Origin of the sequence: Comamonas sp. A23, assembly GCF_004522605.1 — a bacterium.
GTDB classification, from domain to species: domain Bacteria; phylum Pseudomonadota; class Gammaproteobacteria; order Burkholderiales; family Burkholderiaceae_C; genus Comamonas; species Comamonas thiooxydans.
On sequence record NZ_RSDT01000014.1, the window covers coordinates 30,326 to 45,132 of the forward strand.

The window sequence follows — 14,807 nt, forward strand, 5'->3', positions numbered from 1 at the left end:
ATGCGTAAACCCTGGTTGGCGCTGCTGGCATTGGGTTTTGGAATTTCCTGTGGCAGTTTGGGGGGCTGGATGCTCCATCAACGCCAGGAGTCGCGCATGCAACAGCGCTTGCAGCTCAGTGCCGATATGGCGACGAGAGCTATGGAGCAACGCCTGGGCAGCTATGACCGTCTGCTCGTCAAGCTCGCCGAGCAAATGGCCGGCAATGCGGATGCGGGCCAGCAGGTGTTTGCCCAGCATGCCCATGCTCTGCTCAGTCAGGATAGTCTGGTGGGGCTGCAGGCCCTGAGTCTGACCCGTGCAGTGACTGCGGAGCAGCACACCGATCTTGCGCGTGATTCACAGGCCTTCGAGGTTTCCTACGTCTGGCCGTTGATAGGCAACGAGGCGCTGGCGGGAAGCAACGCGCGTCAGCCGGCGGCGGCATTTCATTCCTTGATGCAGGCGTGGAACTCTCGCCAGATGTCGATGTCGGCTCCATTTCGCTTTCTGCAACTGCCCGATAGCCCCAAGGGCGTGGTGTTGCGGGCTCCGCTGTGGGCTGCAGAAGAGGGGGGCGGCGGCGCCGCGATCGGGAAATCTTCCGGAAAGCCGCTCGGGACGCTCAATGCCAGGATCCGTCTGGGCGAATTTGCGAGGGGGCTGGTTCCGGCCAACCTCTACCCTCAGGTCGCCTTCAAGCTGGTGGATCTCAGCCCAGCCGACCCATCGCCAAAGGCTGGTGGGGACCACATGAGACTGACCACACCGCTGTCGATGCTTGCTGGCGGTGCGGAGATCTTGTTCACTGGCTCACTGTGGGCGGAGGCGGAAACCCATCCTGAATTTGCCTTGATCAAGCCGCTGGAGCGGCAGATACAGGTGTATGACCGCATCTGGTCGCTGCAGTTCAAGCCTGCGCTCAGCACTCAGAGACGGTTTGAGAGGTATCTGCCCTGGCTGGTATTGGGCCTGGGTCTGCTGGCGGGGCTGGTGCTGGCTGCCTGGGTCTCGGGCTGGTGGCAGAGCCGCTGGAGCTGGAGCCGGCGCCTCAAGTTCAGTGCGCAGGCAAGGCAGGAGAGTGATGCGCGCTTTCATGCTATGTGCGAGCAGGCGGCCATGGGCGTGCTCGAGCTTGATATCGCCACGCGCAGCGTACTCAAGGCCAACCAGCATTTCTGTCAGTTGCTGGGCTATGAGGCCCAGGAAATTCACAGACGCAGCGTGCTGGAGTTGGTCATGCCCGAAGACCAGGCGCACTGTGCGCAATTGCTCGAAGGACTGGACCTGCAGCAGTTCCAGCACAACGCGGGCGAATTCTGTCTGCGTTCCAAGGAGGGCGCGCCAGTCTGGGTCGAACTCAATGCGTTTCTGACCGGACGTCATGAATCACGGCGCCTGCAGGTGCTGGTGCAGGACATCAGCGGGCGCAAGCGCCTCGAGCAGATGGAGCGGCTGGGTCATCAGCAGTTGCGCAATCTCATGCAGAGACTTCCGGTGGGTCTGGTCATGGAGGATCTGGATGGGCGCCTGGTCTACTGGAACGAAGAGTTTCTGCGTCTGGCCGGCCATGGGGGCAAGCCCGGCGTATCAACCCAGCAGTGGTGGGAGCGCATGTTCCCCGATGCCGCTGAGCGCGAGCGCGTCATCCAGCGATGGGAAGCCGCCAAGGCTCAGGCCCGCCGGACGTTGCAGCTGCGCCAATCCGAGCGTGTCGACGATGTGCAGGCTCAGTGGGACGAGCTCGCCACCGAGGCGTCGGCTTGCACGGTGTCTGCGCAGACATTGATGCTCAGTGGGGTAGACGGCCTGCGCCGCCCGGTCGCGGTCAGTGCCGTGTTGCAAGCCGAAGGGTGCTTGATGGTGCTGCAGGATCAGAGCCAGCGCATGGCGGCCGAGCAGGAGGTCCGCCGTCTGGCCTTCTACGACGCCTTGACTGGCCTGCCCAACCGGCGCCTGCTGGCTGATCGGCTGCAACAGGCTCTGGCCGTGGCGCAACGCAAGGCCCATTTTGGTGGTGTGGTGCTGCTGGATATCGACAACTTCAAAGCCTTCAACGAGACCTATGGCCTGGATCAGGGCGATTTGCTGCTGCAGTCGATGAGTCAGCGCATCCGTGGTCTGCTTCCTTCAGGGGCCACGATTGCTCGTCAGGGCGGCGATGATTTTGTGCTGCTGATCGAGGACCTTGGCAGCGATTCCGTGGCGGCAGCCGCCAGGCTGGAGCAGCAGGCCGACCAGTGGCTGAGCCGCTTGCGTGAGCCCATAGAGATCGGCGGCATTCCGCGCTCCATCACCGTCAGCATGGGCCTGAGCCTGTTTGGCGAGCCAGAGCTGACGGGTGAAGAAGTGCAGCGCCGCGCTGAAATGGCCATGTACCAGGCCAAGAGCCAGGGGCGCAATGTCAGTTGCTTCTTTGACCCCCAGCTGCAATCGGCGCTGCAGGAACGCCGCACGCTTGAACAGGACATGCGTGCCGGTCTGCAGGCCGGTGAATTCGAGCTGTTCTATCAACCCCAGGTGGAGATGGGCAAGGTGATTGGCGCCGAAGGTCTGCTGCGCTGGAAGCATCCTGAAAAAGGCTTTGTCCCTCCTGCGCATTTCATTCCGCTGGCCGAGGAAACAGGCGTCATCCTCCCCCTGGGCGACTGGGTGCTGCAAGCCGCCTGCCAGCAACTGGCGAAATGGGCCAAGCACCCCCGTTATGCGCAACTGGTGCTCTCGGTCAACGTCAGTCCCAAGCAGTTCCATCAGAGCGGATTTGTCGAACAGGTGCTCAAGGCGCTGGCCGAGCATGGGGCCGATGCGCGTCGGCTCAAGCTGGAGCTGACCGAAGGCATGCTGGTCTCCGACGTGGACGACACCATCGCCAAGATGATGCGCCTGAAGTCCTACGGCATCGGATTTTCGCTGGACGACTTTGGTACCGGCTATTCCTCGCTGTCCTATCTGAAACGGTTGCCGCTGGACCAGCTCAAGATCGACCGCAGCTTTGTGCGTGACGTGCTGACCGATCCCAATGACGCGGCCATTGCCCGCACCATTGTGGCTCTGGCCAAGAGCCTGAGTCTGCATGTGATCGCCGAAGGCGTGGAGACCCAGGCGCAGTGCCGTTTTCTCGAAGGCATACGCTGCTATGCGTGGCAGGGGTATCTGATGAGCCCGCCCGTGCCGGTCAGCGAGTTCGAGAGCCTGGTCACCAATGGCAATGTGCCGGGATCTCCGACGCCGGCTCTCAGTCCGGTGTCCATGCGCTGAGGCGGTTCATGCTCTCTACAATGCCCGCATTTCGCTGTGTGAGAGATTGAATTGCCTGAAATCAAGACCCTGCTGTTATTTGTCCTGACCGCCGTGGCGGAGATTGTGGGCTGCTACCTGCCCTGGCTCTGGCTCAAGCAGGGCGGTAGCGCCTGGCTGTTGCTGCCCGCCGCGGTCAGCCTGGCCTTGTTTGTCTGGCTGCTGACTTTGCATCCCTCGGCCTCGGGTCGTGTCTACGCGGCCTACGGCGGCATCTACATCAGCGTGGCGCTTCTGTGGCTGTGGCTGGTGGATGGCATCAAACCCAGCGTCTGGGATATGGCAGGGGTGGCCGTCTGTCTGCTGGGGGCGGGTTTGATTGCTTTTCAGCCGCGCACCTGAGGCATCCGCTGCTCTCTTATTTGATCAAAATCTGCCCCAATCCCTTGCCGATCCTGCGCAGGCTGCTATGGTTTGCGTGTATGCAGCAATCTTGGCTGACGAGGGGGCAGGCCGCGTTATGATTCCCGTCTGTTGACGGTTGCGAGCAAGAACAGGGCTTTTTCAAGTTTTGCGTTTGTGCAACCGCTTTTGCCGTTTTTCTTTCCCAATCACAAGCCTTTGCTGGCCAGCCTCTAGACCGACACCGACACCGTGCGCCTGAATTCCATCAAGCTCTCCGGCTTCAAATCCTTTGCCGAGCCCACCAATTTCATTCTGCCGGGGCAGATGGTCGGCGTGGTGGGGCCCAACGGTTGCGGCAAGTCCAACATCATGGATGCGGTGCGCTGGGTGCTGGGGGAGAGCAAGGCCAGCGAGCTGCGTGGCGAGTCCATGCAGGACGTGATCTTCAACGGCACCACGCATCGCAAGCCGTCCAGCCGTGCCAGTGTGGAGCTGACCTTCGACAACAGCGACCACCGCGCAGGCGGTCAGTGGGGGCAGTTCGGCGAAATCGCCGTCAAGCGCGTGCTCACGCGCGAGGGCAACAGCAGCTACTTCATCAACAACCAGCCCGTGCGTCGTCGCGACGTGCAGGACGTGTTTCTGGGCACGGGTCTGGGACCGCGTGCCTACGCCATCATCGGTCAGGGCACGATCAGCCGCATCATCGAGTCGCGCCCCGAAGAGCTGCGCCTGTTCCTCGAAGAAGCGGCCGGGGTTTCCAAGTACAAGGAGCGTCGTCGTGAGACGGAAAACCGCCTCTCGGCCACGACCGAGAACCTCACCCGTGTGGAAGACATTCTGCGCGAGCTCAATGCCAATCTGGACAAGCTGGAAAAGCAGGCCGAAGTTGCGGCCAAGTACAACGGCCTGAACGCCCAGGTCACGCTCAAGCAGCACCAACTGTGGTTCATGAAGCGGGCCGATGCCGAGGCCGAGCAGGACCGCGTGCGTGTCGAAGGCCTCAAGGTCGTCAACGAGCTCGAAGAGCGCATGGCCGATATCCGCAACAACGAGAGCGGACTCGAGACCCTGCGCCAGTCGCACTACGACGCCAGCGATCAGGTCAATCAGGCGCAGAGCAAGCTCTACGAAGCCACGGCCGAGGTCGGCAAGCTGGAGGCCGAAATCCGCTATGTGGTCGAAGGCCGCCAGCGCGTGCAACTGCGTCTGCAGCAACTGGCCGAGCAACTGCTGCTGTGGAGTAGCCGCAGCGAAGAGGCCCAGGGCGAGATCGAGAACATCGAGGGTGCGGGCATGGATGCCGAAGAGCAGGCCGAGATGCTGGCTGCCCAGCTCGAGGAGCAAAGCACCCGCCTGCCCGATCTGGAAGATTCTCTGCATAAGGCGCAGAAAGCCGATGCAGACCAGCGCAACTCGGTGGTGCAGGTGCAGCAGCAGATTCAGGTGCTGGCCGCCGAGCAGCGCAGTCTCGATGAGCAGCGCCGTCAGTTTGAAACCCGTTATGAACGTTTGCGGGCCGACCGCAATGCACTGGAAACGCCGGACGAAGCGCGCCTGAACAATTTGCAGGCGCAGCTGGCCGAGGCGCAGGAGCTGGCCGAGATGGCCGATGCCGTCCTCAATGAGTTGCAGGACAGCGTGCCGCAACTCGATGAGGATAGGCGCGCACGCCAGCAGGCCGTGAATGCCGAAAACAGTCGTCACGCCGATCTGTCGGCGCGGCTGGATGCGCTCAAGGCCTTGCAGGAAAAGGTCAAGACCGATGGCAAGCTTCAGCCCTGGCTGGCCAAGCATGGGTTGGACGGCATGCAAGGCCTGTGGAGCCGCATAGCCATCGAGTCGGGTTGGGAAAATGCGCTGGAAGCCGCACTGCGCGAACGTCTGGGTGCGCTGGAAGTCGGTCGCCTCGACATGGTGCGCGGTTTTCTGGGCTCCGGGGGGCTGGACGCTCCGCCGGCCCGGCTGGCCTTTTTCAGCCAGGCTCAGGCAGCGGGAGCACCTGTGGCTGCGCGCTTTGCGCGTCTCAGCGATCTGCTCAAGATCAATGATGCCGGCCTGCGCGCCGTGCTGGTGGACTGGCTGACGGGCTGCTATACCGCGCCCACGCTCGACGAGGCCCTGGCCAAGCGTGCCGATCTGCAGGCTGGCGAGACCATTTATGTGCCCACCGGCCATGCGGTGACCGCGCACAGCGTGACCTTTTATGCGCAGGACTCCGAACAATCGGGGCTGCTGGCGCGGGCGCAGGAAATCGAGCACCTGGAAAAGGAAGTCCGCGCCCAGGCGCTGATCGCCGATGAATCGCGTTCGGCCTTGGTGCGCGCCGAAAGCGCTTATGCCGATGCCTCGCAGCGTCTGGTGTCCGCACGCCGCGAAGCGAGCGAGTCGCAAAGCCGTGCCCATGAGCTGCAGGTCGAGACCTTGCGCCTGTCTCAACTGGCCGAGCAGGCGCGCGCACGCAATGCGCAAATTTCGGCGGATCTGTCCGAAGTCGAAACCCAGCTCTCCGATATCGAAGAGCGCAAGGTCGCCGCCGAGGCCCGCTTTGAAGAGCTGGACATGCAGTTGGCCGACAGCCAGGAGCGCCATGCCCAGCTGGGGGATCGCGTGCTGGAGGCCGAGCGCCGCCTGAACGAATCGCGCGAGCAGTTGCGCAGTCTGGAGCGTCAGGCCCAGGAGGCGACCTTCTCGCAGCGCACGCTGCACGCGCGTCGCGCCGAGCTGTCGCGCACCATCGAAACCGCCAGCCAGCAGGCCAAGTCCCTGGCCGAGGAGCAGCAACGCGCTCAGGACGAACTGGCAAGACTGTCTGATGCCGCAGCGCAGGGCGGCCTGCAGGATGCGCTGGATCTGAAGATGCAGCGCGAAAAAGACGTCGCCGAGCGCCGCAGCGAATATGAGGATCTGACCAATAAGCTGCGTGCCAGCGACGAGCGCCGCCAGAGCCTGGAAAAGGCACTGGACCCGCTGCGTCAGCGCATCACCGAATTCCAGCTCAAGGAACAGGCCGCGCGCCTGGGACTGGAGCAGTACAGCAATCTGCTGACCGAAGCCGAGGCCGATCTGGCTGCTGTGGCTCAGTCGATTGCCGAAGGAAATGTGCGCATGCACGGCCTGCAAGGTGAAATTGACCGCCTGCACCGCGAAATCCAGGCCCTGGGGGCCGTGAATCTGGCCGCGCTGGATGAGTTGACCCTGGCGCGTGAGCGCAAGACCTTCCTCGATGCGCAGATGGATGATCTGACCAAGGCCATGAACACCTTGGAAGAAGCCATTCGCAAGATCGATGCCGAGACGCGGGATTTGCTGACCGGCACCTTCGACATCGTCAATCGCCATTTTGGCCGCATGTTTCCCGAGCTGTTCGGTGGCGGTCAGGCCAAGCTGGTGATCACCGGCGACGAGATTCTCGACGCCGGGGTGCAGGTGATTGCTCAGCCGCCCGGCAAGAAGAACCAGACCATTCACCTGCTCTCGGGCGGCGAGAAGGCGCTGACCGCGATTGCGCTGGTGTTTGCCATCTTCCAGCTCAACCCAGCGCCATTCTGTTTGCTGGACGAGGTGGATGCGCCGCTGGACGACGCCAATACCGAACGTTATGCCAAGCTGGTTTACAGCATGAGCAAGGGAACCCAGTTCCTGTTCATCAGTCACAACAAGATCGCCATGGAGATGGCTGAGCAGCTGATTGGTGTGACCATGCAGGAACAGGGCGTTTCACGAATTGTTGCGGTGGACATGGAGTCCGCCCTCTCCATGGCTGAGCTATCCTGAGCCCGGTCATCCCCTATTGAAGAACCGTTTTCTCACATGAGTAACTTGCAAATCAGTCTGGCCGTCCTGGGTGTGGTGCTGTTGGCGCTGATCGTTGCCTACAACTCCTGGACTGCGCGTCGCAATGCGCCCAAGCGGGCCGAGCCTGAGGAAGAAAGCACAGATCCTCAGCGCCTCGAGCCCGGAATGAACACCGTCGGTCATGGTGCGGACCTGACCAAATACCAGCATGAGCCCGTGCTGGGGGATTTCGGCAAGGCCATTCCCGGTACCGAGCCCCTGCAGATGCCCGAATCCGCAGGTCGCTTTGCCGAAGCCGATGCCGAGCTGGCCCGCCTGGTGGCGCGCGAAGCCCATGAGGAAGCGCAGCGTCAGGAAGCTCTGGCGGCCGCCCAGCACAAAGCCGAGACGACCGAGGCTGCGCATGCTGTGCAAGAGGTGAACGCTCAGGGCACGGATGCAGCCATTGCTGCAGTGACCGAGCAGGCCGTGCAGGCTGTGGAGCCCGTGTTGACGGACGCTCCTCTGGCCGCCTCGATTCCTCCCGCCCCGTCAGTGGAGCGACGCGGCCATCTGGATGCGCTGATCGATGCGATTGCTCCGATCACTGTGGCCCAGATTGTTCCTGGTGAAGTGGCCTTGCAGGCCCAGCCCAGTACCCGCCGTGCCGGCAACAAGCCCTTTGCCATTGAAGGCATGAACCAGGACAGCAAGCAGTGGGAGCCGTTGCAGACCGGCCAGCGCTATCTGGGCTTTCAGGCCGGTGTCCAGCTGGCCAACCGTACTGGTGCACTCAACGAGATCGAGTTTTCGGAGTTCGTCACCAAGGTGCAGCGCTTCGCCGATGCGCTGGGCGCCATGGCCGACGTGCCCAATATGCTCAACGAGGTCTCGCGTGCACGCGAGCTCGATCAGTTCGCCAGCGAGCACGATGCGCAGCTGAGCTTTATGCTGCGTGCGCGTCAGGCGTCCTGGAGTGCTGGTTATGTCCAGCAAAATGCCCAGCGCCTGGGCTTTGTCATCACGCCCATGCCGGGCCGCATGGTGCTTGCCTCCCCCATCCAGGGCCTGCCTCCGGTGCTGGTGCTGAACTACGACCCCCAGGCCGCCATGGGCGATGATCTGGATCAGTCCGTCGTGCGCGAATTCCTGCTCAGCCTGGACGTGGCCCAGGTGCCGCGCGGGCAGCAGCCGTTTGCGCGCCTGCGTCAGGTGGCGGAGCAACTGTGCCAGACCATGGACGGCGTGCTCTGCGACCAGAACGGCTATCTGCTGCCGGTCTCGGCGCTGGACCCGATTCAGCATGACCTGGAGCTGCTCTACGACAAGCTCGACAGCGCAGAGCTGTCGGCCGGCTCACTTCTTGCCAGAAGGCTTTTCAGCTAAAACAAACAGGCCAACAATGTTGGCCTTTTTTATCCCGGACTTTGAATTTCCAGCGGGCAGAGCATGACCGAGAATTTAGATCTTTTTTCCGCTGAACCCCAGGGCCAGAAGCCATCGACAGCTATCAATGCAGGCGTGCCCGAAAGCGTGACGAGCAAGGTGGCGGCATTGCGCGCCCAACTCCATCAATGGGCACATGAGTACTATGTACTCGATACGCCCACGGTTCCCGACGGGGAATATGACCGCGTCTATCAGCAACTCGAAGCGCTGGAGGGGGCTTACCCCGCACTCGTTACGCCGGACTCTCCCACGCAGCGCGTGATCGGTGCGGTGCTGGACGGTTTGACTCCGGTTCGCCATGCCGTGCCCATGCTGAGCATCCAGACAGAGACCGATAACGAGGCCACGGGTGCCATTGCCTTCGACCAGCGTGTGCGCAAGGAGCTGGGGCTGGATGAGTCCGCTGCAGCCATCGAATATGTGGCCGAGCCCAAGTTCGACGGCCTGGCCATGAATCTGCGTTATGAAAACGGTCGCCTGGTGCAGGCCACCACGCGTGGCGATGGCGAGGTGGGGGAAGACGTCACGCACAATATCCGTACCATTCGCCAGATTCCACTGACCCTGTCCGCAGGCCGCGATGTCCCCCCCGTGGTGGAGGTGCGAGGCGAGGTGCATATGGCCAAGGCCGATCTGGACAAGCTCAACGCGCGCCAGCAGGCCGCAGGTGCCAAGACCTTTGCCAATCCGCGCAATGCGGCGGCCGGATCGGTCCGTCAGCTCGACTCGAATATCGCGGCCCAGCGTCCGCTGTCGTTCTTCGCCTATGGTCTGGGCGAGATCACGCCGCCGGAGCAGGGCGGGCCGGACTTCGGCACGCATTACGCCATGCTGCAGACTTTGAAATCCTGGGGCTTTCCGGTTGCACCGCAAGTCAGTATTGCGCTGGGCGCTTCTGAACTGGTAGCGTTTCACGAACGCATCGGTGCCGAGCGCGCCAATCTGCCCTATGAAATCGACGGCGTGGTCTACAAGGTCAACAGCCTGGCTCTGCAGCGTCAGCTGGGGTTCAAGTCGCGCGAGCCGCGCTGGGCCGTGGCGCACAAATACCCGGCGCAGGAGATGCCTACGCTCATGGAAGCCATCGATGTGCAGGTGGGGCGCACGGGCAAGTTGACGCCCGTGGCCCGCCTGGCTCCTGTGCAGGTGGGCGGTGTGGTGGTGACCAATGCCACGCTGTCCAATCTGTTCGACATCCGCAAGAAGGGTGTGCGCGTGGGCGATCAGGTCATAGTGCGCCGTGCGGGCGACGTGATCCCCGAGGTGGTGGGACGGGTGCCGGGCGAGCGGCCTGCTTATGTGCCCAACTTCCGCATGCCCAAGACCTGTCCCATCTGCGGCAGCGAGGTGGTGCGTGAAAAAGGCGAGGCCAACCACCGCTGCACGGGCGGCCTGTTCTGCGGCGCGCAGCGCAAGGAGGCCATCTTGCACTTTGCGCATCGCCGTGCCATGGACATCGAAGGTCTGGGCGACAAGCTGGTCGATCAGCTCGTGGATGCCCAGGTGGTGCGCGTGCTGCCTGATCTTTACAGGCTGGGCCTGAGCTCGCTGGCGGCGCTGGATCGCATGGCCGAGAAATCGGCCCAGAACGTGCTGGCAGCCCTTGAAAAATCCAAGAGCACCACGCTGCAGCGCTTTCTGTTTGGCTTGGGCATTCGAAATGTGGGCGAATCCACGGCCAGGGATCTGGCCAAGCATTTCGGCAAGCTCGACGCCATCATGGACGCCAGCGTGGAGGAGTTGCTGCAAGTCAAGGATGTCGGGCCGGTGGTGGCCGACAGCATTCACACCTTTTTTGCACAGCCCCATAACCGCGAGGTGGTGGAGCAGCTGCGCGCCTGCGGTGTGCATTGGGAGGAAGGCGAGCCAGCCGAGAAGGCGCCTCAGATTCTGGCCGGCCTGACCGTGGTGCTGACCGGCACCTTGCCCACGCTGGGCCGCGACGCCGCCAAGGATATGCTGGAGGCGGCGGGTGCCAAGGTCTCGGGTTCGGTCAGCAAAAAGACCAGCTATGTGGTCGCAGGGGCCGAGGCGGGCAGCAAGCTGGCCAAGGCCGAGGAGCTGGGCGTGCCCGTGCTGGACGAAGCTGGCATGCTGGCTCTGCTAAGGGGCGAGCAGCCCGGTTGAGTCGACTGTAGAAGCAGCAAGGGGGCTACATGAACAAATTGCGACGCAAACCCGTGGTGGGCCTGGCCCTGGGCAGCGGCTCTGCAAGAGGCTGGGCGCATTTTGGCGTGCTGCGCGCGCTGCGCGAGGCCGGTGTCAGCCCCGACATCATCTGCGGCACCTCCATTGGCTCATTGGTCGGTGCAACCTATGCTGCCGGCGAAATGGATGCCTTCGAGAGCTGGGTGCTGGGCCTGGGCAAGCGAAAGGTCTTCGGCTTCATGGACTTCAATCTGGGCGGCGGATTGCTCAAGGGCGAGAAGATCATCGAGTTCTGGCGCGAGAATTTCGTCCAGGAAACCGTGGAGCAACTGGGCACGCCGTTCGGCTGCGTGGCCACCGATCTGCAGACAGGTGCCGAGGTCTGGCTGCGCAAGGGCTCGATTGCCGAAGCCGTGCGCGCGTCCATCGCCTTGCCCGGCCTGTTCACTCCGGTGATGCGGGAAGGGCGGCTGCTGGTCGATGGCGGTCTGGTCAACCCGGTGCCGGTGTCGCTGGCGCGCGCCATGGGTGCGGACATCGTCATCGCCGTCGATTTGAATGCCGACATCATGCGCAGGCATATGAAGCCCGTTGACATGAGCGAGAGCGAGATCAACCTGCATTCCCGCGAGCTCAGGGTCTCGCAGCTGCATCTGGATGAGGAAGAGCCTCCGGTGCCGCTGGGCCAGATTCCTGAAGCGCTGGCGGCGAATGGCTCACCGCTCGGTTGGGCGGGCGCATGGATGCGCAGTATGACGAGCGTGAAGACATTGTCCTCATCCGTCATGCGCAGGGGGCGCAAGGGGGAGGGAGATGCCGAGGACGGTGCTTCTGTGCCTGTGCCCTCGCTGGTCAATGTGGTCATGGCCAGTGTCAACATCATGCAGATGCGCATCACCCGCAGCCGTATGGCGGGTGACCCGGCCGAGGTGCTGATTGCTCCGCGCCTCTCGCATGTCGGGCTGATGGACTTCTACCGGGGGCGCGAGTCCATCGATGAAGGCTATGCCGCAACCCAGCTGGCGTTGCCTGCGCTCAAGGACTGGGGTCTTTAGCCCGGAGTGCGCACGGCTCTGGAGTGCCGAGGACGCAGCCTGCTCAGCTGCGGATATAGGTCCAGCCACCTTGCTGCATGCGGGCGATGGCTTCGACGGCGCCCATGGGCAGCACCTGAATATTGTCCGGTGCGCTGATGCCGGCGTTCCTGAGCGTGTTGGGGCACAGCAGCACATGTGCCAGAGCAGGACCCATGTCGTCCGGCTGGTCCAGCACGGCTTGCACGGCCTGGGCATTGACGACAATCCAGACTTCCAACTCGGGGTTGGCGGCTTTCAGGTTCTTGAAGTTGCCGCGTGCGCGGACCAGTGCTTGTGTGCTGGGTGCGTGCAGCACGATGCGGGTGCTGGGGCGCAGGGCGGGCAGCAGGGTGTTCCAGTCAGGTCGGCTCATGGTGTTGGGGCAGATTTGCTAGCGCGATGATAGCCGCTTGCAAATTCTGTGCAGGGGCTATGCGGTGACTTGAATCCTAATGTGCTGGCGACTTGGCGGGAGCTTTGTCCATCAACTCGTCCAGCAGCCCGGGCGGCATGCCGGTGCGGATCTGCACCAGCCCCTGGGCATTCTTCCAGATCGTCGCGGGTGTGGCACGCAGGCCTGCATTGCTCATCAGCGCGGCGTTGTTGGCTAGTGCATCGCGGGCCGACAGGGGGATGCGCTGCAGCGGTGCAATACCCAGGACATCGGGATTCTTGCCATGAGCGTCGGCATAGGCCATGGCATGGCTGGCAAGGGCCTGCTCGGGTGCCTTGGAGGCCAGAATGGCGGCGGCCTTGCCTTCGCTGCTGGGGCGCAGCATGCCCACCAGAATATGGCGCAACTGCAACTGGCCAGCTTGCACCAGTGGTCTGGCATCGCGCCAGAGCTGGTTGCAATAAGGGCAGTTGGGATCGGTGAACACATAGGCGATGCGGGCGGCATCGGGCTTGCCGTCGCCAATCCAGTGTGTACGCTCCAGATCGATCCAGAACTCCTGGCCCATGGGCTTTTGCACGGCGTTGTGCAAAGCTTTGGCGTTGACATCCTTGCCCTGGGCATCGATGACGGTGCCAATCACCCAGTGCTTGCCGTCAGGCATGCGGTAGATGGGGATGGGCTGCTGGTCGCGGTAGGCGGCCCAGGCCTTGAGGCCGCCGGAGCTTTGCATGGGGCCCACGATCTGCAGGCCTTGTTCGGCGAGAAACTGCGCTGAGGGCAGGTCGCTGCTTGCCGCACCGCTTGCTGCAGCGCCGCTGGCGGCAATCACGTCGCGGGTATAGGCCACGGCCACCACGGTGGCTGCGGCTGCAGCGAAGATGGGGAGAATCAGCGCCATCCATTGGCGTGACAGGGGCTGTAAACGTGGCACGATAAACCTTTGTCCATCTTGAGTCATGGGGCCTGTGTTGGAGGCGCAATGATGCGCAACTGCTCGCTCAGGCTTGCGCGGGAGAGCTCCCCCGTACGCGTGGACCGCAGGCGTCCGTTCGCGTCATAGAAATAGGTCGATGGCAGGGCGCGCTGCTGCCAGTGCTGACCGGCGAGCTGCTCTGGGTCCAGGAGCACCTGGGCTGGGGGGAGAGGCATGGACTGCAAATAGCGCAGCACTGCAGCGGCGTCTTCACCCTGGTTGATCCAGATGAAACGCACACCTGGATGGTCTTTTTGCGCTTGGGCCAGTACCGGCATCTCGCGCTTGCAGGGCGGGCACCAACTGGCCCAGAGGTTGATGACCAGCGGTTGACCGCCGTAGCTGCGCAGATCCGTGGGCTGAGCGGCAGCGCTGACCAGCGTCAGAGAGGGGAGTGAAGACTCTGAAGGCTCAACCCAATTTCGAAATGTGTAAGCTGCCATCAGGATGAATGCACCCACACCCAGGGACTGCAGCACGCCACGTTTCAGGAGTGCATGGCTGCGGCAGCTCCAGGCTGCCCAGAGAACCGCCACCAGCAGTCCGGCCCAAAGGTTCCAGCCACCGTCGCGAATATCCAGAATCTGCAGCACGCTGGCGGGAGATGCGCTCACGGGCCCCCAGTACTCGGGCCACCATTGCACGACGTAGGCCGTGCGCGCCGCTACCAGTCCGGCAAGCGTGGCGTGAAGCAGCACAGTCTCTACAGGCTGATTGCTTTGCCGCTGCCTGAGCCGCGCCCACCACTGGCTGGCAAACAATGCCAGAAATGCGGCAAGAGCCATGGTAGGCAGAGCGAGAGGGCCTATCCGCACACTGGCGGGCAAGGCCAGTGCCTGCAACAAGCCGGGTTGAGCTGCTTCGGTATTGCCTTCGCCAAGGGCTGGAGTCGGGGCATCCGCATTCCCGTCCATGCCTGCTTGAGCGGCGCTGATGCTCTGCTGCTGTATCGGGTAGCAGATGCCTATCTCGGCACAGCCCTGCCATTGCAGCTCCAGCGGCCATTGCGCCGGCCGTTCAGGCAGCGCGGCCTGAATGCGCAACTCCCGGTGAAAGACCTGCACACGGCCAAAGAAGGCATCGCTCAGGGTCCGACCTTCAGGGATCTGCAGTGGTATTGGCTGACCCTGAGCATCGAGCAGGCGCAACTGGTCGCGGTAGAGATAGTGACCAGGAGCAATATTCCAGCGCAGCTCCAGCAGGCGGCGGCCATCAGCCTCTGTTTGGATGGCGCTTTGCTCGGTGTGGACCAGCTCGAAAGCCTGTTCGGCAGTCAGAACTTCGGGTTGCGCAGCGGGCTTGTCGGCACTCAGGCCGGGCAGGGTCAGCGGCTGTGCCCAGGCAGTCATTCCCGTCAGCAGGACTG

Annotated in this window: 9 protein-coding genes; 6 read left to right on the forward strand and 3 right to left on the reverse strand. The window is 62.9% G+C overall.

Going from position 1 to position 14,807, the window contains the following annotated elements; genetic code table 11:
• Positions 1-96 precede the first annotated feature (96 nt).
• The 6 genes from EIC84_RS23065 to EIC84_RS23090 all read left to right on the forward strand — a co-directional run bounded on the left by EIC84_RS23065 (position 97) and on the right by EIC84_RS23090 (position 12,050).
• Positions 97-3,237 carry an EAL domain-containing protein gene (locus tag EIC84_RS23065; protein ID WP_003062405.1) on the forward strand — a complete coding sequence of 1,047 codons (3,141 nt, stop codon included), beginning with the start codon at positions 97-99 and terminating at the stop codon, positions 3,235-3,237.
• Between the two features lie 51 nt (positions 3,238-3,288).
• Positions 3,289-3,618 (forward strand): YnfA family protein, encoded by a 330-nt coding sequence (locus EIC84_RS23070; RefSeq protein ID WP_003062402.1) that lies wholly within the window; start codon positions 3,289-3,291, stop codon positions 3,616-3,618.
• 252 nt (positions 3,619-3,870) lie between these two features.
• A complete protein-coding gene (gene smc, locus EIC84_RS23075) occupies positions 3,871-7,398 on the forward strand; it encodes a chromosome segregation protein SMC (protein WP_003062399.1) in 3,528 nt (1,175 codons plus the stop codon).
• Between the two features lie 36 nt (positions 7,399-7,434).
• Positions 7,435-8,784: a hypothetical protein gene (locus tag EIC84_RS23080; RefSeq protein ID WP_003062398.1), complete on the forward strand. Its 1,350-nt coding sequence runs from the start codon at positions 7,435-7,437 to the stop codon at positions 8,782-8,784.
• Positions 8,785-8,847: 63 nt separating this feature from the next.
• The gene (ligA, locus tag EIC84_RS23085) at positions 8,848-10,974 is read left to right on the forward strand and encodes an NAD-dependent DNA ligase LigA (RefSeq protein ID WP_003062396.1); all 2,127 of its coding nucleotides are present in this window, start codon (positions 8,848-8,850) and stop codon (positions 10,972-10,974) included.
• A 29-nt stretch (positions 10,975-11,003) separates the two neighbouring features.
• A complete protein-coding gene (locus EIC84_RS23090) occupies positions 11,004-12,050 on the forward strand; it encodes a patatin-like phospholipase family protein (RefSeq protein WP_003062395.1) in 1,047 nt (348 codons plus the stop codon).
• A gap of 43 nt (positions 12,051-12,093) precedes the next feature.
• Here the strand turns inward: EIC84_RS23090 and EIC84_RS23095 are convergent, their stop codons facing one another.
• The 3 genes from EIC84_RS23095 to EIC84_RS23105 form a co-directional block, all read right to left on the reverse strand.
• Positions 12,094-12,444, reverse strand: a complete 351-nt coding sequence (locus EIC84_RS23095) for a hypothetical protein (RefSeq protein ID WP_003062392.1) — start codon at positions 12,442-12,444, stop codon at positions 12,094-12,096.
• 76 nt (positions 12,445-12,520) lie between these two features.
• Positions 12,521-13,366 (reverse strand): thiol:disulfide interchange protein DsbG, encoded by an 846-nt coding sequence (gene dsbG, locus EIC84_RS23100; RefSeq protein ID WP_003062389.1) that lies wholly within the window; start codon positions 13,364-13,366, stop codon positions 12,521-12,523.
• A gap of 56 nt (positions 13,367-13,422) precedes the next feature.
• On the reverse strand, positions 13,423-14,790 hold the full coding sequence (locus EIC84_RS23105) for a prolipoprotein diacylglyceryl transferase family protein (protein WP_003062387.1): 1,368 nt from the start codon (positions 14,788-14,790) through the stop codon (positions 13,423-13,425).
• Positions 14,791-14,807: the final 17 nt, after the last annotated feature.